The sequence below is a fragment of the Stenotrophomonas sp. STEN023 genome, from assembly GCF_056760135.1.
In genome coordinates this window covers 1-20798 of sequence record NZ_JBRREF010000082.1, presented here as the reverse complement: position 1 = coordinate 20798, position 20798 = coordinate 1, and the positions used below count along the sequence as shown (strand labels likewise).

15 protein-coding genes and 1 pseudogene are annotated in these 20798 nt (G+C 63.7%); 2 read left to right on the top strand and 14 right to left on the bottom strand.

Annotated elements, in window-relative coordinates:
- Positions 1-309: 309 nt before the first annotated feature.
- The 14 genes and pseudogenes from tkt to ACVOLV_RS18220 form a co-directional block, all read right to left on the bottom strand.
- Positions 310-2316: a transketolase gene (gene tkt, locus ACVOLV_RS18285; RefSeq protein ID WP_481555604.1), complete on the bottom strand. Its 2007-nt coding sequence runs from the start codon at positions 2314-2316 to the stop codon at positions 310-312.
- Positions 2317-2502: 186 nt separating this feature from the next.
- Positions 2503-3810 carry a dicarboxylate/amino acid:cation symporter gene (locus ACVOLV_RS18280; RefSeq protein WP_481555603.1) on the bottom strand — a complete coding sequence of 436 codons (1308 nt, stop codon included), beginning with the start codon at positions 3808-3810 and terminating at the stop codon, positions 2503-2505.
- A 58-nt stretch (positions 3811-3868) separates the two neighbouring features.
- On the bottom strand, positions 3869-5548 hold the full coding sequence (locus ACVOLV_RS18275; protein WP_481555602.1) for a BatD family protein: 1680 nt from the start codon (positions 5546-5548) through the stop codon (positions 3869-3871).
- Entirely contained in the window at positions 5545-7359 is a 1815-nt protein-coding gene (locus ACVOLV_RS18270) for a vWA domain-containing protein (RefSeq protein ID WP_481555601.1), read from the bottom strand. Before ACVOLV_RS18270 ends, ACVOLV_RS18275 begins: the two co-directional genes overlap by 4 nt.
- A complete protein-coding gene (locus ACVOLV_RS18265; protein ID WP_481555600.1) occupies positions 7356-8354 on the bottom strand; it encodes a vWA domain-containing protein in 999 nt (332 codons plus the stop codon). The genes ACVOLV_RS18270 and ACVOLV_RS18265 overlap by 4 nt, the downstream gene beginning before the upstream one ends.
- On the bottom strand, positions 8354-8806 hold the full coding sequence (locus ACVOLV_RS18260) for a DUF4381 domain-containing protein (protein WP_481555599.1): 453 nt from the start codon (positions 8804-8806) through the stop codon (positions 8354-8356). The genes ACVOLV_RS18265 and ACVOLV_RS18260 overlap by 1 nt, the downstream gene beginning before the upstream one ends.
- Entirely contained in the window at positions 8806-9738 is a 933-nt protein-coding gene (locus ACVOLV_RS18255) for a DUF58 domain-containing protein (protein ID WP_481555598.1), read from the bottom strand. The genes ACVOLV_RS18260 and ACVOLV_RS18255 overlap by 1 nt, the downstream gene beginning before the upstream one ends.
- A 67-nt stretch (positions 9739-9805) precedes the next feature.
- Entirely contained in the window at positions 9806-10825 is a 1020-nt protein-coding gene (locus ACVOLV_RS18250) for an AAA family ATPase (protein WP_481555597.1), read from the bottom strand.
- 302 nt (positions 10826-11127) lie between these two features.
- Entirely contained in the window at positions 11128-11892 is a 765-nt protein-coding gene (locus ACVOLV_RS18245; RefSeq protein WP_481555596.1) for a hypothetical protein, read from the bottom strand.
- Positions 11893-12278: 386 nt separating this feature from the next.
- A pseudogene (locus tag ACVOLV_RS18240) lies at positions 12279-13982 on the bottom strand (type IV pilus secretin PilQ); the annotation flags it as partial.
- Between the two features lie 193 nt (positions 13983-14175).
- Positions 14176-14706: a pilus assembly protein PilP gene (locus ACVOLV_RS18235; RefSeq protein WP_481555595.1), complete on the bottom strand. Its 531-nt coding sequence runs from the start codon at positions 14704-14706 to the stop codon at positions 14176-14178.
- 2 nt (positions 14707-14708) lie between these two features.
- Positions 14709-15371 (bottom strand): type IV pilus inner membrane component PilO, encoded by a 663-nt coding sequence (locus ACVOLV_RS18230; RefSeq protein WP_481555594.1) that lies wholly within the window; start codon positions 15369-15371, stop codon positions 14709-14711.
- Complete coding sequence (locus ACVOLV_RS18225; RefSeq protein ID WP_481555593.1) at positions 15368-16153, bottom strand: PilN domain-containing protein; 786 nt, start codon at positions 16151-16153, stop codon at positions 15368-15370. Before ACVOLV_RS18225 ends, ACVOLV_RS18230 begins: the two co-directional genes overlap by 4 nt.
- Positions 16153-17211, bottom strand: a complete 1059-nt coding sequence (locus ACVOLV_RS18220) for a pilus assembly protein PilM (protein WP_481555592.1) — start codon at positions 17209-17211, stop codon at positions 16153-16155. Before ACVOLV_RS18220 ends, ACVOLV_RS18225 begins: the two co-directional genes overlap by 1 nt.
- Before the next feature lie 214 nt (positions 17212-17425).
- On the opposite strand from ACVOLV_RS18220, the gene ACVOLV_RS18215 reads away from it, so the two are divergent.
- Positions 17426-19864, top strand: a complete 2439-nt coding sequence (locus ACVOLV_RS18215) for a penicillin-binding protein 1A (protein ID WP_481555591.1) — start codon at positions 17426-17428, stop codon at positions 19862-19864.
- A gap of 75 nt (positions 19865-19939) precedes the next feature.
- Positions 19940-20569, top strand: coding sequence for a hypothetical protein (locus ACVOLV_RS18210; RefSeq protein WP_481555590.1), 630 nt, complete (start codon positions 19940-19942; stop codon positions 20567-20569).
- The last annotated feature ends 229 nt before the right edge of the window (positions 20570-20798 follow it).

The following is a 20798-nucleotide window of genomic DNA, read 5'->3' as shown; positions in this document are numbered from 1 at the left end:
TTGTTTTGGCGGCCGCGCCCCCCCCCCCAACAAAAAAATATATTCTGCCCCGGGCCCCCATCGGTCCCCCGCGGGGGGCTCCCCCCCCGCTCCCACATTGGCCGGAGTACCGGTAAGGCGCCTGCCGAGCATGGCTCGGCACTACAGATCTGCTCCCTCCCTTTCGCGTAGCGAAGGGGAGGGTTGGGGAGGGGTTGGCCTTTTGCTGGGCAAGCCCTTGCCGAGCATGGCTCGGCACTACAGTTGCGGCGAAGCCAAAACAAAGGCCGGGTTTCCCCGGCCTTTGTCCAATCTTGCGATGTAGGGCTATCAGCCCGCGATCTGTGCCTTGGCTGCTGCCACAACCGCTTCGGTGGTGATGCCGAAGTGCTTGTACAGCTTGTCGGCCGGGGCCGATGCGCCGAAGGTATCCAGACCGATGACCGCACCGTCCAGGCCCACGTACTGGCGCCAGAAACCGGTGACACCGGCTTCGACGGCAACACGCTTGCGCACGGCATTGGGCAGCACGGACTCGCGATAAGCGGCGTCCTGGCGATCGAACACGTCGGTGCACGGCATCGACACCACGCGGGTCTTGATGCCGGCAGCATCCAGCTCGGCCTTGGCGGCCACGGCCAGGCCAATTTCCGAACCGGTGCCGATCAGGATCACGTCCGGGGTACCGGCGGCATCAGCCAACACATAACCACCGCGTTCGATCTGCTGCACCTGCTCGGCCGTACGCGGCTGCGGGGCCAGGTTCTGGCGGCTGAAGATCAGGCAGCTCGGGCCATCCTTGCGGACAATGGCAGCCTTCCAGCTGACCGCCGATTCGGCCGCATCGCAGGGACGCCACACATCGTTGTTGGGGATGTAGCGCAGCGATGACACGTGCTCCACCGGCTGGTGGGTCGGGCCGTCTTCGCCCAGGCCGATCGAGTCGTGGGTGAACACGTGGATGACGTGCGCCGGGATCAGTGCGCTCATGCGCAGCGCGTTGCGGGCGTAGTCGCTGAACACCAGGAAGGTGGCGTCGAACGGCAGGAAACCGCCGTGCAGGGCCAGGCCATTGGCAATCGCGCTCATACCGAACTCACGCACGCCGTAGTGCACGTAATTGGCATGCGGGTCTTCGCCGACCACGGTCTGCGCACCCTTCCACAGGGTCAGGTTGGAACCGGCCAGGTCAGCCGAGCCGCCGATGATTTCCGGCAGCAGCGGCGCAAAGGCCTGGATCGCGTTCTGCGAGGCCTTGCGCGAGGCGATGTTCGGCGCTTCGGCCTGCACCTGGGCGATGTAAGCATCGGCCTGGGCAATGAAGTCAGCCGGCAGCTCGCCGTGCGAACGCCGGGTCAGCTCGTCGGCATCGGCCGGGAACTGTGCGGCGTACTTGTCGAACAGCTGCTCCCACTCGGCCTGGCGCAGGGTGCCGGTGCCGCCAGCGCGCCAGCCGCCATAGATCTCTTCCGGGATCTCGAACGGGCCATACGGCCAGTTCAGCGCCTTGCGGGTAGCTTCCAGTTCGTCCTTGCCCAGCGGTGCGCCGTGGCTGGATTCCTGGCCGGCCTTGTTCGGCGAGCCAAAACCAATGGTGGTCTTGCAGCAGATCAGGGTCGGCTTGTCGAACTGCGACAGCGCCTGCTCGATGCCGGCCTTGATGCTTTCCGGATCGTGGCCGTCGACGCCGCGCACCACGTTCCAGCCATAGGACTCGAAGCGTGCCGGGGTGTCGTCGGTGAACCAGCCTTCCACTTCACCGTCGATGGAGATGTTGTTGTCATCCCAGAAGCAGACCAGCTTGCTCAGGCCCCAGGTGCCGGCCAGCGAGGCGGCTTCGTGGGAGATGCCTTCCATCAGGCAGCCGTCGCCCATGAACACCCAGGTACGGTGGTCGACGACTTCGAATTCCGGGCGGTTGTAGCGCTGCGACAGCAGCTTTTCAGCCAGCGCGAAGCCCACCGCATTGGCCAGACCCTGACCCAGCGGGCCGGTGGTGGTTTCCACGCCCGGGGTTTCATGACGTTCCGGGTGGCCGGCGGTGCGGCTACCCAGCTGGCGGAAGGCCTTCAGTTCTTCGATCGGCAAGTCGTAGCCGCTCAGGTGCAGCAGCGCGTAGTGCAGCATCGAGCCGTGACCGTTGGACAGCACGAAACGGTCGCGGTTGAACCACTTCGGGTTGTTCGGGTTGTGACGGAGATAGTCGTTCCAGAGCACTTCGGCGATATCGGCCATGCCCATCGGCATGCCGGGATGACCGGACTTGGCGGCTTCTACCGCATCAGCGGCAAGGAAACGGATGGCGTTCGCCAACTGGCGGCGGGTGGGCTGCGTCATGGGTCGTCAGAATCAGGAGGCTCCCGCGGAACTGCGGGCGGCCTATTGTCCCACAAGCTACCGCCGGGATCAGTCCGTAAAGGCTGACGATAGTTTGCATTCGTTTCGCCTGAGAGAAATACGCCCCACGCAAAACGGCCACCCTGTTCAGGGTGGCCGTTTCTCGTCGCAGCTCGGCAAACAAGCTCACTCCTGGGGGTGATGCCGGCCGATGCTGTCGTCGCTCTCGCCACGTGCGACCAGGGTGGTCAGGGCCAGGTCGCCGGTCACGTTCAGCGCGGTACGGCACATGTCCAGGAAGTGATTCACGCCGAGGATCAGGCCGATACCGGCCGGATTGACGCCGACCATGGCACAGATCAGTGCCACCACCGGCAGCGAACCGGACGGCACACCGGCCGTACCGATACCACCGAGGATGCAGACCACCATCACCATGAACTGCTGGCCGATGCTCAGGTCCACGCCGAAGAACTGCGCCAGGAAGATCACCGTCACGCCCTCGAACAGCGCGGTGCCGTTCTGGTTGGCGGTAGCGCCCACGGTCAGCACGAAGCGCGAGACCTTGTGCGGGAAGCCCATCTGATCGGCCACGCGCAGCGCGGTCGGCAGGGTGGCGTTGGAAGATGCGGTGGAGAACGCCATCACCGTGGCTTCCTGCGTTTCACGGAAGAACTTGATCGGCGAGCGCCCGGCCAGCTTCACCGCGATGCCGTAGCTGACGAACATATGCACGGCCAACGCCAGCACCACCACACCCACATAGGCGCCGAGCTTGATCAACAGATCAAAGCCGAAGATGGCGGCCAGGTTGAACATGAAGCAGGCCACCGCGTATGGCGCCAGGCGGATGACCAGGTTGATCAAGGTCATCGAGATTTCGAACAGGCCCTCGATGGCCTTGCGCAGCGTAGCGACCTTTTCGGGCGGCGACAGCACCATGCCGATGCCCAGCATCAATGCGAAGAACATCAGCGACAGGATCTTGCCGTTGTCCGAAGCGGCGTCCAGTACATTGTTGGGCACGATCGACAACAGCATGTCCAGGCCCTTGGGCGCGCTGCCTGCACCGGCCACGATCGCCTGACTGCGCTCGGCGTTCTCGGCCAACAGCTTGGCTGCCACATTCGGGTCTACACCGGCGCCGGGCTGGAACAGATTCACCAGTACCAGGCCGATCAATACCGCTAGACCGGACAGTACGATGGTGTAGGCCAGCGACTTCCAGCCGATGCGCCCCAGCGAGCGGATGTCGCCCATCTCCGACACGCCCATCACCAATGCCGAGAAGATCAACGGCACGATCAGCATGAAGATCAGGCTCAGGAACAGCCCGGAGACCGGCGTGGTCAGATAGGTGGTGACGTTGTGCACCCAGGCCGCGTCAGGGCTGACGAGGTGGACGAACAGGCCGAGCAGCAGACCGAAGCCGAAGCCGATCCCTATCTTCCAGTGGAACGGCATTTTGTCGGTGGTCTTGGCTGCATTGGCCATAAGTGGGTTTCCCTCCAGAGAATTATTCAGCTTAACAGACGATGTACAACCGCCCTTTTCAGCTTTGTCCTGGATAGAGAGGGTCCAACAACGGTTTTTCCACCACTGCGGCTTGCCGCCAACGCGGACCAGCCTTGAATACCTCGCGTAGCTGGGCTCGCGCCGCGCCCACATCGCCCTCGCCGCCCCAGCGAGCACGTTGCATGCGTTGCAGGGCATCGCGCTGGGCTGGGTCATCCAGCTTCGCGACCACCGCATCCAAGCCGTCCACCCCGCCCATTGCGGCAAGGATCTGCGCCACGTCGTCCAGGCTTCCAGCGTCCAGGGCGCGACGCAGATCGGCGATGCCGAAGCGCGCAGCCGGATCAGCGGTCGGCGAGCCATGCCCGGCATGAGCCAACGCGACGCTGCGTCGGCGCGACAGGCCCCAGATCAGCGTAGCCAGCCACAACAAGGCGAAACCAGCAGCCAACGCAGGCCATAGCCAGTTGTTCGTCACCTCCTGCGAGGCGGCCAGCGCATTGCCCGTGGGCAATGCCGAAGCCCCCACCGCTGCCGGTTGCACCAGCGGCGGCGCGACCATGCTGGTGTTGCTGCCCTGCGCTACCTGCAGCGACAGCGCCGGCAGCGCGGTGGTGCGCACCTGCCCGGTGGCCACGTCCCACCACTGCATCTGCATCCCCGGCACGCTCAGCGCGCCGGCCTGCTGCGGTACGATCGAGTAACGGCGGGTAAGCTTCAGCTGCGGGCTGGAGCCCTCGAAAGTCTCATCGTATTGCGGGGGTTCGGCGAACACCTGCGCGCTGTCACCCAGCGAGGGCACCGGCAGTTCCGGGAACTGGGCCTTGGTGGCGCCGTTGGCAATCGCCTCCACTTCAATGGCAATGGCTTCACCGGTGCGCCCGCTGCTGGGCGCGGCGGTATAGCGCAGTTGCAGGTTCTTCAGCGGCAACCAGGGTTGTGGGGCATCAGCGGGGATTGCCCGCACCTGCAAGGTCTGATCGGGACCGCGCGCGTTGAGCTGGCCATTGTCGCGGCCAAAGAAATCATCGAAGAAGCCACCCGCACCCTGCCCGCTGAAACGGGCACCGGCAATCTGCAAGGCACCACTGCGTTCGGGAATCAACAGGAATCGGCGCTCGACCACGTTGTAACGGCGCCCGCCGACTTCGCGCACGGAAGTGCGGTCATCACCAATGCGCTGCAGCGACGCCGCGGCCGGGGTATCCAGCACCAGCTCGCCAGACGCCAGCTGGGTGGCGAAGTACAGCCGCACCACCACGCCCACGCTCTGCTGCACGTAGGGCTGTTTGTCATCCACCTCGGTTTCAATGAAGGCCAGCGCATTGCTGTCACGGCTGGCGACCGGTGCCTCCTCCACCTTCACCAGCAAAGGTGTGGTGCTGCCGCTCCCCACGCGTAGCGCCGGGATGTCCAGCATGCCAGTGCGCCGCGGCGTCAGCGCCACCGCGTACTGGGCGTAGTTGCGCGAGGCGCCACCGCCCATCTGCAGCTGGCGGCTGCTGTTCTGTGCACCCAGCACGAAGTCGGCTTCCAGCGGCGCGTAGTCCGGGCTGCCGGACTGGTCGGTTTCGATGGTCAGCGTGACCGACTCGTTCTGCTTGATGCTGTCGCGGTCCAACCAGGCCCGGGTCTGTGCCTGCAGCAGGCCGGTGAAGGCCAGCAGAGCGAGCAACAGCCACCGCTGCATGGCGCTGCCTGTGTGATTCTTTCTCATCGTTTTTCCCGCATCCGTCGCTCGTATTCGAGCTGGAACTTAGCTTTCAACAAATCACCCGGCTCATCCGGCACGCGCTGCATCCAGGCCTCCACGGCCTGTTGCTGCTCGCGTTGCGCAGGTGTCATCGCAGCCAAGGCGGCCGCGTTCTGCTGCTCACCTTCGCGCGCCTGTTGCTGACGCATGGCCTCGGCCATGCGCTGACTCTGGGCTTGATCGGCCTGTTGCTGCCTGCCGGCATCTTCGCCCTGTGGCGGCTGCTGATCCTTGTCCGATGACGACTTGCCATCCGCCTGCGGATTGCGCGTTGGGGACTGCTGGCCTTGTTGCGACGAATTCGATTGCTGACCCTGCTGCGGCTGTCCCTGCTGCTGACCTTGTTGATTCTGCTGCGAAGGATTCTGCTGCCCGTTCTGCTGCCCGTTCTGCGGCGGACTCTGCTGCCCGGGCTGGTCCTTGCCCTGCTGCGGCTTGGACGGATTCTGTTGATTGCCTTGCTGGCCCTGCTGCGATTTGCGCTTGCGCGCAGCATCCACCGCGGCACGGTTGGCCACCGCGTCCTGCATGCCCGGCTGCGCCTTCAGTGCGCGATCGTAGGCAGCGATGGCATCGTCGTACTTGCCTTGGCGGGCAAGCGCATTGCCCAGGTTGTACCAGCCTTGATCATTGTCGATGCCTTCGAACTTCTTCTGCGCGGTGGCGAAATCACCGGCCCGGTAGGCCTCCACACCTTCGCCCAGGCGCTGGTGCTGGCGCTGGTCGGCGCGCTGCCACCAGCCGCCCTGCTCTGCTGCATGGGCTGGCTGCAGCACCGGCAACAACAGGCAAAGCGCCAGGACCGGCAGCAGCCGACGCGGGCGCCGGAATGCGAACAGCGCGAGCAACAACAGCGGCGGCAACAACCAATAGCCTTCGTCCTGCCACTGCTTGCCGGCATTGGCCTGCTGCTCGCGATCCTGTGCGCCGGCCTGCGGCTCCAGCACGCCCAAGGCCTGCAGGTCCGCCGAGGTGGTGGCAATCCGCTGGTAGCCACCACCGCCGGCCGCAGCCAGTGCGCGCAACGAGGCTTCATCCAGATGTGCCTGTTCAATCGCCCCACGCGGATCGCGGTAAGACGCACCCTGCAGGCTGCCAAGACCGATCGCCGAGACCCGGTAACCGGCGACGCGCAGCTTCCCTGCCTCCGCAACCGCCGCAGCATCAGCGTGATCGCTCAGCAACAGGATCTCGCCGTTGCGCGCGCCGGATTGCTTCAAGAGATCACCGGCCCAGAGCAATGCCTTGTCCGGGCGCTGGCCATCGGCCGGCATCACTTCCGGCGCCAACGCGTCCAGGAACAGCGCGACGTTGGCTGCGTCATCGGTCAGCGGTGCCACGGTGAATGGCTCATAGGCGAAAGCGATCAACGCGACTTCGCCGCCCTTGCGCTCACGCAGCAAGGCGGCCAGTTTGGCCCGCGCCTGCAGCAGCCGCGACGGCGGCAGATCGGTGGCGCGGATGCTGCTGGACAAATCCATCACGATCACCAGCGGCGTCTTCGATTCCCATAGCGGTTGTTCCAGCTGACGCCAACTCGGCCCGGCCAGGGCAAGCACTGCCAGCACCACGCCAAGTGCCAGTACGACGCTGCCCCACCAGCCGCGCTTGCCGCCATCGCTCAACAGCTGCGCCAACAAATGCGGGTCCACCGCATCGTGCCAACGCGCACTGCGTCGGCGCCGCCACCAGCTGCCCAGCAGTGCAGCCGGCACCAGCAACAAGGCCCACAACCACTCCGGGCGCAGAAAATGCAGATCCTGCCAATTGATCATTGCCGCAGCCCCCGCCAAGCCAGTGCCAGCATCCCCAGCAGCAGCGACACCGCCAACGGCAATGGATAGCGTTCAATTCGCGGTCGCACCGCCGGCCCTGCATCCTTCACCGGCTCCAGCCGATCCAGTTCGGCATAGATGTTGACCAGTTCATCGGTGTCGCGGGCGCGGAAGAAACGGCCGCCGGTTTCGTCGGCCACCTTGGTCAAGGTGGCTTCATCGACCTGGTCGTCGGCACCTGGCAGCTTCACACCGAACAAGGACATGCCACCGCTGCCACCAAAAGCGATGGTGTAGACGCGCACGCCTTCGGCCTTGGCCAGTTCGGCTGCCTTCAGCGGCTCCAGGACACCTGCGGTATTCACACCATCGGTCAGCACGATCAATACCCGCTGGCCTTGCGGCTGTTCGCGCAGGCGCTTGACCGACAAGGCAATCGCATCGCCCAGTGCCGTCTCACGGCCGGCCAGCCCGACCACGCTGTCACGCAACTGATCACGCACGGTGGCGCGATCGGCGGTCAGCGGGGTCAAGGCGTAAGCGCGCTGGCCGAACACCAGCAGGCCAATGCGGTCACCCTCGCGCCGATCAAGGAAGTCCGCCAGCACGGCTTTGGCAGCGGTCAGCCGGTCGACGACCTGGCCGCCAAGCTGCATGTCCGGCTCGCTCATGCTGCCGGACAGATCCACTGCCAGCATCATCTGCCGCGCCTGCCGTGGTGGTTCGATCGGTTCACCCAGCTGCTGCGGGCGCGCCACTGCGGCACACAGGCACAACCATGCAAGCCACAACAGCAGCGTCTGCAGCACCGCGCCGGCACGCGACGGCGTCTGATCCTGCAGCTGCGCCGCGTCGTAAGGCACGCGCAAGGCCGCACCGCTTTGTTCGCGCAACGGCCACAACAGCATCAACAACGGCAATGGCAGTGCCAGCCATGCCCACGGCCAGGCGAAGCTCGGCAGCAGGTTCAACCAATTGGCAAGCATGTCCTGCATCAACGTTGCCCTGCCATCAATTCCAGGAAGCGCACACGGGCCAACTTGCAGACACGATCAACATGGTCAGCTTCGAGCTGCGGGCGGAAGCCACCATCCAGCACCAGCCGGCCTTCACCGCTGCTGAAATCCGTGCGCTTCGGGCCATCGAGAAAGCGCAGCCATGCATCGCCCTGCAACTGCACCGTCTGCGGATCAAGCCGCCGCGCCGCACGCCGCAGCAACTCCGAGGCTGCGGCCAATCTTGCTGGCCCCTGCTGCGCTGCCTGCACCTGCCGGTCGAACAGCATCATCCAGCGCTGCAACCGGCGTCGACGGATCAGATAGATCGAGGACACGATCACTGCGATCAGCACGATCGCGCCAATCAGCAGCCACCAGCCCGGCGCCAGCGGCCACCAGGCCGGTGCTGCCGGCAGATGTACATCACGCAGCGGTAGTTGTGCGGCCATCAGCCTACGCTCCGGTTCGGCGACGCACCCAACCAGGTATCACTGGCGTCATCGGTGACCAAGGTGCTCACGCGGATGCGGCGGCCCGGCAATTGCCGGCACAAGGCCTCGACGGGCCCGATCAATGCATCGTGCCAGGCCTCGCGCACGCTGGACGAGGTCAGGTCCAGCTGTATGCGGCCGGAGCGTGTCGCCAACGGCAGCACGCATTGCGGTGGCGAAATTTCCAGGGGATCGAGCAGCAACACCAACTCCACTTCCACATGCATCGCCAGCGCCGACCAGGTGGCGGCAGGCACGCCTTGCGCGCTCACCGGATCAGCCAATACAACCGCCCGCGCGCCCGGGTGCAGTACCCGTGCAGCCTGTTCCAATGCCAACTGCAGGCCGCCGTCATCGGCCGGGCGTTCGCCATACCAGCGCACCAGGGCATCGAGCGCCCGCAGCACACCACGGGTACCACCTGCCGGCGGTACCAAGGCCTGCTGCGCCGAACCGCGCAGCGCGGCGATGCGATCGCCGTCGCGCAATGCCGACCATGCCGCCACCGCACCAGCACGTGCAGCCTGCACCGACTTGAAGCGTACCCGCGTGCCGAAATACAGCGCGGGTGCGGTATCGGCGATCAGCAGGGTTACGCGTTCGCGCTCGGTCTGGAAGGTCTTGGTGTGCGTAGCGTCGGTGCGTGCGGTCAGTTTCCAGTCAATATGCCGCGCATCATCGCCCGGCACATATTCGCGTGACTCGGCGTACTCCATGCCGCGACCACGCAGCATTGACGCAGCGCGGCCGCTTACCGCGTAATGCCCGCGCCGGGCCTTGCGGCCGCCATTGGCGGCACCACGCAGCGCAATCAATTCGGCCAACTGCGGACGGACGCCGTCTTCGATGGCTGCCACAGACGGTGTCTGCTTGAGCTCGGGCGAAGTCATCGTCGATCCGATTGCGGGCGCGACCCCGTCGTCATCTCAACAGCAGCGAACGTCATCGCACACGCCCTCAAGGCAGCGGGACGCATTCAAGCAAGGCAGCAACCAGACGCTCACCATCCCAACCTTCGGCCGCTGCTTCATAGCTGGGCAGCACGCGATGGCGCAGTACGTCGGCAGCGACGCCGCGCACGTCGTCCGGGGTCACGTAATCGCGGTTGGCCAGCCACGCGCGGGCACGGGCGCAGCGCTCCAGCGCGATCGAACCACGCGGGCTAGCGCCCCAGGCAATGCGCTTGGCGAGCTTGGCGTCATAGGCACTGGCGTCACGCGATGCCAGCACCAGCGCAACCAGGTAGCGCTCGAGCTGCGGTGCCATATGCAGCTCGAGCACTTCACGCCGCGCCTGCTCGATCTTCTGCAGCGAAATCTTCTCGATCGCCACATGCTGGGGCCGCATCGCACGCAACGCGCGCTCGCGGGCCAGACGCAGGATCTCGGTTTCGGCGCTGGCATCCGGGTAACCAATGCGTACATGCATCAGGAAGCGATCCAGCTGCGCCTCCGGCAGCGGGAAGGTGCCCTCCTGCTCGATCGGATTCTGCGTCGCCATCACCAGAAACACGTCCGGCAAGGGGTAGGTATTGCGCCCGACCGTCACCTGACGCTCGCCCATCGCCTCGAGCAGGGCCGACTGTACCTTGGCCGGAGCGCGGTTGATTTCATCGGCAAGCAGGATGGGATGGAAAATTGGCCCGGCCTGGAATTCGAAACGGCCTTCCTGCGAACGCCAGATATCGGTGCCGGTAAGGTCGGCAGGCAGCAGGTCCGGGGTGAACTGGATGCGCGCGAAGCTGGCGTCGATACGCGAAGCCAAGGCACGGATGGCGGTGGTCTTGGCCAGACCGGGCGCGCCCTCCACCAACAGATGACCATCGGCCAGCAGCGCGGTCAGCAGCCGGTCGACCAGCAACGACTGGCCGACGATTTCGCTGGCCAGGGCGTCACGCAACGCGGTGAATTCCTGATGCAGGCCGCTGTCGCGGACCGGCGCATCGTCTTGATTGGGCAGCACGGGGGGCAGGTTCATAGGCTCAGTTTGACTGATTCGGCGTGAATTGGTTCCAACTTCCACATCATTCCACCGGGCATTCCTGCTCAAGCGCGAAAACCCACCCGCCGGGCGGTGGATAACCCCCGCCTGCAGTGCGCATTCCCATGCCCGAGACCAGCCCTCCATTTCCCTGCGGCCGCAAATACCAAGCGTCTTCCCACCTGGGTGGTGACCTCACCTCAAGGCAGCAGCCACATGTTGCAAACCAAAAACAACGGCCGTTTGATCACGGCCGTTGTTCCGCTAGCGGCGAAGCAGCAAACCGACGCCAACAAGCCTCAGGGACAGACCTGGCTGACCTGCGCACTGCAATTCAAACCACCACCGTTGGCTGGATACATCCCGGTACAGTTCAAGGTTACCGTTCCTGCACCTGTGGTTGCGATGGTCTGCCCGGTCGTCAGACCGCCGGAGTAACCGGGCGCATTGATATTGCAGCGCGGAGTGATATTTACGCTCCCGGTCGCGTGAAGGCATTGAACGATTGCGGCCCCCTTGATCGGCGCATAACCCCAGTTGGAGTTTCCGGTGCTGGCGGATGCTGTAATCGACTGCTCCGGAGAGCAAAGAGCATCATTTATCTGCGCGGTGCATGCCAATCGGCCACCGGATGCTGCATAGGAACCATTGCACGTTAGTTTTACATTACCAGCACCACTGGTTCCTATTGACTTCCCAACCGGCACGATCCCATTCCAACCTGGGGCAGTTACATGGCAAACCGTGCCATTTTGCCCACCGGTGGCCGCCGTGCAGGTGACCACGGCAGTAGATGTTGCAACCGCGTTTCCAGAAGTTGAGCTTCCACCACTTGAACTAGCATTAATTGTCTGGACCGCGGCATTGGCCGTGTCCATCACCGATAATCCAGTAACCAGAACAACCAGCGAACAGAACGAAAATCCGATTTTCATCAACTGATCCTTTTGAAGTTGGTAGTGGCAATGCAACGCCGCCAACAGCCGCGCGATACTGTCCATCAAGCACAAGCGCACCGAAGACCAACCAGGCAATCCAGCTCCGGCGTGGATATCGCGTGACATGCGGGGCGTGCCGAGCATAAGGCAGATATTGATACCGAACAAATCTCGAGTTAATCGACCCGTGCATCAGTCGATGAACCGGGCACATGGCGCTTCGATGAATGGACTACTCGGCGATGCGCAGTTGCATCGTTATTTCCAGCCATCAAACCAGAAACAATCCACGCACATCCTCTGAATCGCACCCGACTCCTGGCCCAAACAACCACCGGATTCAGCACCGCCGCGAATATCGGCATCAAGCACTCGCTGCGGTTGCTTCAGGTCCTGACGATGAGCGCGCCACATACAAGCGAAAACAGCCGCATACGACCGGGCGAGCGCCCAATAAAAAAGCTGCCCCTTTGCAGGAGCAGCTTCTTCAAGCCGACATTCGGCGCCTTGACTCAGGGAGCCTTGGCCACGCGCAGGATCTTCGGGGTCACGAACACCAGCAGTTCTGCCTTGTCCTTGCTGCGACCGCGCTTCTTGAACAAATTGCCGAGGAACGGAACATCGCCGAGGAACGGCACCTTGGCGACACTCTCCTTGTCGGTGAACTCGTAGACGCCACCAATGACCACGGTCTGGCCATCATCCACCAACACCGCGGTGTTGATTTCACGACGGTTGATGATCGGAACCACGCCGAAGTCAGTCACCGGCAGATAACGATCGACCTCATCCTTCTTGACGTTCATGTTGAGGAAGACGCGGTTGTCCTGGGTGATGGTCGGGGTGACCTTCAGCTCCAGCAGCACTTCCTTGAACTGTACGTTCGGGGTTGCGGCAACACCGCTGGTACCACCGGTAATGGTGACGTAGCCGATTTCCTTACCCTGCTTGATCACGCCCTCACGCTGGTTGGCGGTGACGATGCGGGGGTTGGAAATAACTTCACCACGGCCCTCTTCCTGCAGAGCCGACAGTTCCAGATCCAGGTTGAAGTTCGTACCCAGCAGCGTGTAGGCGAGGCTGGGAGCCGCACCAGTGGTAAACGTGCCTGCGGGCAGATTGACGTTGAGACCGCGATTGGCATCGGTTCCGGCAGTAACGGAGCTGCCGATGGTCGCCTCATTGTCGCCGTTGTTGTAATTGCGCTTGCCACCGATGCCGAACTTGGCACCCAGGTCACGGGCAAACGTATCGTTGGCGATGACGATGCGGCCTTCGATCAGCACCTGGTCGACCGGGCGATCGATTACCCCGATCAGCTCACGCATCTGCGCGACCTTCTTCGGGATATCGCTGATCATCAAGGTATTGGTGCGCTCATCGGCAACCAGACGACCGCGTGGTGACAGGAAGCCGTTCTCGTTCTCGCCCGAACCACCGGAACCGCCCGAACCCGAGTTGCCTACACCCTTGGCCTCGGTGATTGCCTTGAAGATGGCGTTGGCGCTGTGGTAGTTGATCTGCACGTAGTCGGTGATCAGGTCCGACTTGTTCTCATACGCAATACGCGCATCTTCCTTGTCCTGCTCGAACTTGGCCAGCTCCTGCTGCGGCGCAATCCAGACCACGCCACCGTCACGGCGCTTGTCCAGGCCCTTGGCACGCAGCACGATGTCCAGCGCCTGGTCCCACGGCACGTTGACCAGGCGCAGGGTCACATTGCCCTGTACCGTGTCGGACGCCACCACATTGAGGTTGGATTCCTCGGCGATCAGCTGCAGCACGGTGCGCACCGGCACGTCCTGGAAGTTGAAGGTCACCGGGCGACCGCTGTAACCACGTGCAGCAACCGTGGCAGCTGCCTGCGCAACCGTCTTCGAGGTCACCGCACCGGTAGCCACATCGGCCTTGCGCGGAGTGATCTCGACCACGTACTCATTGCCGGTCTGGTAGGCCAGCGAATCGAATGCGCCGTTGGTGCTGAGCACCAGTTGCGAGCCCTGCCCGGACGGCTTGGCGTCGATGCGCTGCACCGGCGTGGCAAAGTCCACGACATTGAGCGGGCGCTGCAGCTCGGCCGGCAACATGGCGTTGCCAACGTCGATGACGACGTTGTTGCCCTGGTTGCGCAGGTCCGGGCTTGCGCCCTGGCCATCGAACTGCATGATCAACCGCCCGGCACCATCATCGCCGCGCTTGAAGTCGATCTTGGTTACGGAAACCGCCTTCACTGCCTGCGGAGTGGCCGCGGCTACGCCGCTGACACCCGTCACAGGCTGTGCTGCGTAAGAAGAGCCGCACACCGCTGCCAACGCCACTCCCAGGGCGCAGACGCGGACCAGTGCATGGCGCCGGATGGGACGCAGGCTCAGGGCTTTGGTAAAAGTCATCGTGCTATCCCCTAATCAATCAACGATCGTCCAGTGCAAGCGAGGCTGGGCGTTCCAGCCAGCCACCCGCACCGTCCGGCACCAGTTCAATAAGCTCAATCCCGTCTTCGCGCACGCCAGTTACACGGCCATCGCTCTGGCCCATGTACACCCCGGGACGTACACGGTAGGTGACCTTGTCCGGCCCCATCACCAGTGCCACCGCACCAGCACCGCCGCCAATCGTGCCGACCATGTCGAGACTGTCGAGCGGAAACGCTTCAAGCGGTTCCTTGCGACGGTTCGGGTCGGGCCGCAGCTGGCTGTTGCCGTCGTCGGAAACCCAGGCATCGCTGAAGGGATCGCGCAGACCCTGAGCTGAGTACTCGAATGTCTCGAACTGCTGCATCACCGGCAGCGGCGGCAGCGACTCGGCCGGACGCGCACGCACGTCAGCGGTCCACTTTTCGAGGTTGGGCGCGTCACCGGGCGTGCTGGTGACGCCGCGGGCGCAGCCGCCCAACATCGCCAGACACACCATGCCAAGTGCGAGAGAAGAAGTCTTACGCATGATCACTTCCTCCCCTTTTTCTGGGCATCGGCAGCTGCTTTTTCCTGCTCGGCCAACTCGGTGTCATCCAGATAGCGATACGTCTTGACCGTACCGGACAGCTCCAAGGCACCGCCCGGCGTTATCACGCCCTGCCCGGCCTTGGGCTTCAGGTTGATGTCGTGCATGGTCAGGATGACCACGCGCGGCAATGAGGCCACGCCACTGACGAAGGCACCGAACTGGTGGTAGCTGCCTACCAGGCGCAGGGCGATCGGCTTCTCGGCATAGAACTCATTCAAGCTTTCGTCACCGGGCTTGAACAGCTCGTTGTTCAAACCGCTGGACAACGCAGTCTGCGAAACATCGATGATCAGGTCCGGCATTTCGGTCTTGCTGGGCAACTGGCGCAACATCTGCTGCAGCACCTGTTCCATCTGGGCCAGCTGTTGCTTCAAGGGCTCCAGGTTGACCGCGCGCTTCTGCTCGTCCTCGAACTCCTGGCGCAAGGTCGATTCCTTGCTAACCAGACCGGCCAGTTCATCGCGCTGCCCACTGACCACCAGCAGATAGGACAGGCCGATGATCAGCAACGAGAGGAACACGCAGAACACGATTTTCGCGTTGCGCGGCCACGCACCGATATTGTTGAAGTCCAGCTCTTTGGCGTTGAATTTCTTGCTCACGAGCGAGCCTCCTTCTGCGCCGGCGCCGCCGGAGCGGTCTCGCCCTTGGGCTTCTCAGCCCCATTGTTGGGAGCCGCTGGTGTTGCAGGTGCAGTCACCGGAGCCACTGGCGCACTGGCAGCTGAAGCCGCTGGTGCTGCAACTGCCGCAGGATCGACCGGAGCAGCACCCGCAGCCGCGAGGTCTCCTTCCTGGGCCTGGCCCTCGCCAGGCGTTGGCAGCTTCACCTTGACGGTGAACACATACGGCAACGACTTGATATCGACCACGGCACCAGACTTCTCTGCAGCGTCCTGCGCGCGCGCCTCGATGATGGTCAGCTCCGGGCTGGACATCCAGCCAGAGGTTTCAAGGTTGCGCATGTATGCACTGACGCGCGCATTGGATTGGGTGCGGCCTTCCAGGGTCAGCGTGTCGCCTTCCTGCTTGAGTGCCGTCAACACCACGCCATCAGGAATGGTGCGTACCAGCGAATCGAACAGGTGCACCATCTGCGAACGCTTGCCCTGCAGCTCCTCGATCACCTTCTTGCGATCAAGCAGACGCTTCTTCTGCACGTCCAGGCGATCGATTTCCTTGTTCTGCTCCTTGACCTTGGCGATCTCCGCTTCAAGGTAGGCATTACGCTCGTTCTGCCCGCTGATCTGCTGGCTGAAGAAGAACCACAGCAAGCCTGACAGCACCACGCCACTAAGCGCGGCAAAACCCAGCATCCCGTAGAACTCGCGCTGACGCTGTTTGCGGCGCTCCTCGCGCCACGGCAATAGGTTGATCCGTGCCATCAGTCAAACCCCCTCATGGCCAGACCCGTCGCGATCATCAACGCCGGCGCATCCTGGTTCAGGGCATGGGCCTGGACCTTGGGCCCCAGCGTCATCTGCGCCAAGGGATTGGCCACCGATGTCGCCACGCCCAACTGTTCTTCAACCATGGTCGGCAGACCGATCAGGGCCGCACAGCCGCCGGCCAGGACGATGTGGTCGACACGATTGAACTCACTGCCAGCGTAGAAGAACTGCAACAGGCGGCTGATCTGCTGCACTGTCGCTTCCTTGAACGGCTCCAGCACCTCGACGTCGTAGCTCTCCGGCAAGCCGCCCTGGCGCTTGGCCAGACCTGCTTCCTCGTAGCTCAGGCCGTAGCGGCGCATCACCTCGTCGGTGAGCTGCTTGCCGCCGAACACCTGTTCGCGGCTATACAGGCTACGGCCGCCGCGCAACACGTTGAGCGTGGTCATGGTCGCGCCGATATCGACCAGCGCCACCACGCCATCACTGGGTACAGCCAACTCGCTGGCAACCAATGCAAAGGCGTTCTCGATAGCGAACGCTTCCACATCCATCACCTTGGCGGTCAGGCCACCCAGCTCCAGTGCGGACTGGCGCAGCTCCACGTTCTCGGAACGCGATGCGGCCAACAGTACCTGCACCATTTCCGGATTGTTCGGCACTGGACCCAGCACTTCGAAATCGAGGTTCACTTCGTCGATTGGGTACGGGATGTAGTTCACCGCCTCCAATTCGACCTGGGCCTCCAAGTCGTTCTCGTCCAGATCTGCTGGCATCGGGATCACCTTGGTGATCACCGCAGAGCCTGCAACAGCGGCGGCCGCCCCCTTGGCCTTGCTGCCTGAACGCGCGACAGCCCGACGAATCGCTTCGCCAACGGCTTCGACTTCGACAATGTTTTTCTCCACCACCGCATTCGGCGGAAGAGGTTCCACGGCGTAGTGTTCCACGCGGAAACGGTTACCGCTGCGGGAAAGCTGCAATAGCTTGACCGCAGTCGAACTGATGTCGACGCCAATGATGGGCGTCTGACTCTTTGGGATAAGCCCCACGGATTCTCCCCTGCCGACGGGCACTTGGACGCAAGTCTTGCGTCGGCGCATTAATAACGTTTTTTCAGCAAATGGCAACCATCCGGAATGCGAGACGCGATCTGCATCACGTCGCCCAGCTGTATCTCATTTGCTCTCCCCAGGACGCGGCCCCAGCCGCTCCCCTGCGTAATCTATACTCTGCGGCTACAAAAACCGCAATCGGGACTTCTGGATGCCACGTTTTCGTCGCTGGCTGCGCTGGCTGCTGGCCCTCTTCGTCGCCTTCTCTCTGGTCGGCGCCATCGCCATTGGTTCGCTCTATTACGTTGTCTCGTCCAAGCTCCCGGACGTACAGGCGCTGCGCAATGTTGAGTTGCAGGAGCCGATGTATGTCTATGATAACGAAGGGAAATTGATGGCGGTATTCGGCGAGACCCGCCGCTACCCCATACAGATGAAGGACGTTCCGGAGCGCCTGAAGCAGGCCTTCCTGGCCACCGAAGACGCCCGTTTCTACCAGCACGACGGCATCGACTACAAAGGTATTGCCCGCGCCGTATGGTTGATCGCCCGCAGCGGCTCCAAGGACGGTGTACCCGGCGGATCGACCATTACGCAGCAGGTTGCGCGGCAATTCTTCCTGAGCAGTGAGGTCAGCTACACCCGCAAGTTCGCCGAGATCCTGCTTGCCCGCAAAATTGAAAGCGAGCTCAGCAAGGACGAGATCTTCGAGCTGTACCTCAACAAGAGCTTCTTCGGTAACCGCGCTTACGGCATCGGTGCCGCCGCCGAGTACTACTACGGCAAGAAACTTGCCGAACTCGACCTGGACGAAATGGCCTCGCTGGCCGGCATCCCCAAGTTCCCTTCCAGCGGCAATCCACTGAGCAACCCCGAGCGCGCGCGCCAGCGCCGCGACAACTATGTGCTGCAGCGCATGGCCGACCTCGGCTACGTCACCCAGGCCGAGGCTGATGCCGCCAAGGCGGTGGCCATGCATGCCAGCCCGCACGAGCCGCCGGTGCAGGTCTATGCCCCGTACGTGGCCGAGCTGGTGCGCCAGGAAATGATCGCCAAGTACGGCGGCGATGTGCTCAACAAGGGCTACCACGTCACCACCACCATCAATGGCCAGTTGCAGGACGCCGCCAACACCGCAGTGCGCGACGGTCTGATCACTTACGACCACCGCCATGGCTGGCACGGCGTGGAGCAGCACTTCGACGTTGCCGCCGATGCCGACAACACCGCACTGGCCCGGCATATCGCCAGCGTCCCGACGCAGGCGGGCATGCAGGCGGCCGTGGTCTCCTCACTCAACGCCGATGGTGGCATCACCGTGGTGCTGGCCGACCGCAGCGAACTGGTGCTGCCGGTGGCATCCAGCCGCTGGACCAACCGCAGCCCGGCCAAGCTGGTCACCCGCGGCGACATGATCCGCGTGCGCGCCGGTGCGAAGGAAGGCGAGTGGCTGATCGACCAGATTCCGCGCGGACAGAGCGCCCTGGTCTCGGTGGATGCCGAGAGCGGCGCATTGCGCGCCCTGGTCGGTGGCTTCAGCTTTGCCGGCAACAAGTTCAACCGCGCCACCCAGGCACGTCGCCAGCCCGGCTCCAGCTTCAAGCCATTCATCTACGCGGCCGCGTTCGACAAGGGCTTCAACCCGGCCTCGATCGTGCTGGATGCACCAGTGGTGTTCCGCGACCGCCGCGGCAAGACCTGGCAGCCGCAGAACGATGGCGGCGGCTTCCGCGGCCCGATGCGCCTGCGCGAGGCGTTGGTGCAATCGCGCAACCTGGTCTCGGTGCGCCTGCTCGACAGCATGGGCGTGGACTACGCACGCAAGTACATCAGCGAGTTCGGCTTCCAGGAAGCCGAGTTGCCGCCGAACCTGTCAATGTCGCTCGGCACCGCCTCGCTGACGCCGCTGTCGGTGGCCCGCGGCTACGCCGTGTTCGCCAATGGCGGCTCGCGCGTGGACACCTGGATCGTCGATGAGATCAAGGACCGCGACGGCAATGTGATCTTCAAGGAAAACCCGGCGATGGCCTGCCGCGGCTGCGGTGGCACCTCCACTGCGGGCGCGGCACCGGTCAGCCAGGTGGTGGACGGTTTCAACTTTGGCGCCGAGGCTGCACCGGCCCCGGTCGCCGCCAAGCCTGCGGAAACCAAGCCCGAAGCCGTTGAACCGGCGAAGCCGGTCAACCCGAACGCCCGCACCGCACCGCGCGCCATCGACGAGCGCACCGCTTACCAGCTGGTATCGATGATGCGCGACGTGGTCCAGCGCGGTACCGGCACCGCGGCCAAGGTATTGGGCCGCGAGGACGTGGGCGGCAAGACCGGCTCCACCAATGACCACCGCGACGCCTGGTTCTCCGGCTTCGGTGGCCCGTTGGCAACCACTGTATGGGTCGGCCGCGACGACTTCCGCTCACTCGGCTACCGCGAATACGGCGGCAAGGCAGCGCTGCCAATCTGGATCGACTACATGCGCGTGGCCCTGAAGGATGTGCCGATCGCCAAGAATGACCCGCCTTCGGGCATGGTCCAGGCGACCCTCAACGGCGCCACGGAATGGGTCAAGACAGAAGATCTGGATCGCGTCCAGGAGTTCGACTTCGGCCAGCAGGACCACGCTACCGACGACGCGGCATTCGATATCTTCTGATCCATCCAGCAGGCGGCCGGGCGAAAGCCCCGCCGCCTGCCTACAATCGGGCCAGCAGCCAACAGGGAAAGCCCGATGCCGTCATCACCCACGCAATCCCTCACGCGCAACGCCCGCGAGCGGCAGCTGATTGCGCAGGAAGCCGCGCGCCTGATCGCCGAAAGCGGCATCCACGATCTTGAACATGCCCGCCGCAAGGCCGCCGGCAAGCTCGGCATCAGCAGCGAAGCCTTGTGGCCGCGATTGAGCGAGATCGAGCAGGCACTGCGCGAGCATCAGCTGCTCTTCGCTTCCAGCAATCACCCCGGCGCGCTGCGCGCGCATCGCGAGTCCGCACTGCAGGCCATGCAGTTCCTGCAGGCCTTCCAGCCACGCCTGGCCGGCGCAGTGCTGAGCGGCCTTGCCACCAGCGACAGCCCGGTCATCCTGCACCTGCATTGCGATGACCCCGATGCGGTGCAGCGTTTTCTGCACGAGCAACGCATTCCCGCCGAAGCGCGCACCTGGCCACTGCGCCTGGCCGGGCACTCCTCCAGACAGCATTACCCAGGCTGCGAGTTCGCCGCCGACGGCATCGCCTTCGAGCTGGTCGTCCTGCCCGAGGATGCGCTGCGGCAGCCGCCGGTTTCTGCGGACGACGGCAAGCCCCTCCAGCGGGCGACACTGGCGCAGCTGAAGCAACTGCTGGCGCAAGAACAGAGGTAGTGCCGAGCCAAGCTCGGCAGAAGCATTACCGGTGAGGCTCCTGCCGAGCATGGCTCGGCACTACCGGGCACCTATCTGCGTTTTGGGGGAGCGGCGTGAGCCGCGAAGCTGGCAATGCGTGAAAAGCCGAAGAGCCAACCCCTCCCCAACCTTCCCCTTGCCTTCGGCAAAGGGAGGGAGCGTAGTGCCGAGCCATGCTCGGCAAGGGCTTCACCGGTAACGCTTCTGC

Coding starts and splice junctions, on each gene's coding strand:
- tkt (WP_481555604.1), bottom strand. CDS start 2,316: ATGACGCAGCCCACCCGCCGCCAGTTGGCGAACGCCATCCGTTTCCTT.
- ACVOLV_RS18280 (WP_481555603.1), bottom strand. CDS start 3,810: ATGGCCAATGCAGCCAAGACCACCGACAAAATGCCGTTCCACTGGAAG.
- ACVOLV_RS18275 (WP_481555602.1), bottom strand. CDS start 5,548: ATGAGAAAGAATCACACAGGCAGCGCCATGCAGCGGTGGCTGTTGCTC.
- ACVOLV_RS18270 (WP_481555601.1), bottom strand. CDS start 7,359: ATGATCAATTGGCAGGATCTGCATTTTCTGCGCCCGGAGTGGTTGTGG.
- ACVOLV_RS18265 (WP_481555600.1), bottom strand. CDS start 8,354: ATGCAGGACATGCTTGCCAATTGGTTGAACCTGCTGCCGAGCTTCGCC.
- ACVOLV_RS18260 (WP_481555599.1), bottom strand. CDS start 8,806: ATGGCCGCACAACTACCGCTGCGTGATGTACATCTGCCGGCAGCACCG.
- ACVOLV_RS18255 (WP_481555598.1), bottom strand. CDS start 9,738: ATGACTTCGCCCGAGCTCAAGCAGACACCGTCTGTGGCAGCCATCGAA.
- ACVOLV_RS18250 (WP_481555597.1), bottom strand. CDS start 10,825: ATGAACCTGCCCCCCGTGCTGCCCAATCAAGACGATGCGCCGGTCCGC.
- ACVOLV_RS18245 (WP_481555596.1), bottom strand. CDS start 11,892: ATGTCACGCGATATCCACGCCGGAGCTGGATTGCCTGGTTGGTCTTCG.
- ACVOLV_RS18235 (WP_481555595.1), bottom strand. CDS start 14,706: ATGCGTAAGACTTCTTCTCTCGCACTTGGCATGGTGTGTCTGGCGATG.
- ACVOLV_RS18225 (WP_481555593.1), bottom strand. CDS start 16,153: ATGGCACGGATCAACCTATTGCCGTGGCGCGAGGAGCGCCGCAAACAG.
- ACVOLV_RS18215 (WP_481555591.1), top strand. CDS start 17,426: ATGCCACGTTTTCGTCGCTGGCTGCGCTGGCTGCTGGCCCTCTTCGTC.
- ACVOLV_RS18210 (WP_481555590.1), top strand. CDS start 19,940: ATGCCGTCATCACCCACGCAATCCCTCACGCGCAACGCCCGCGAGCGG.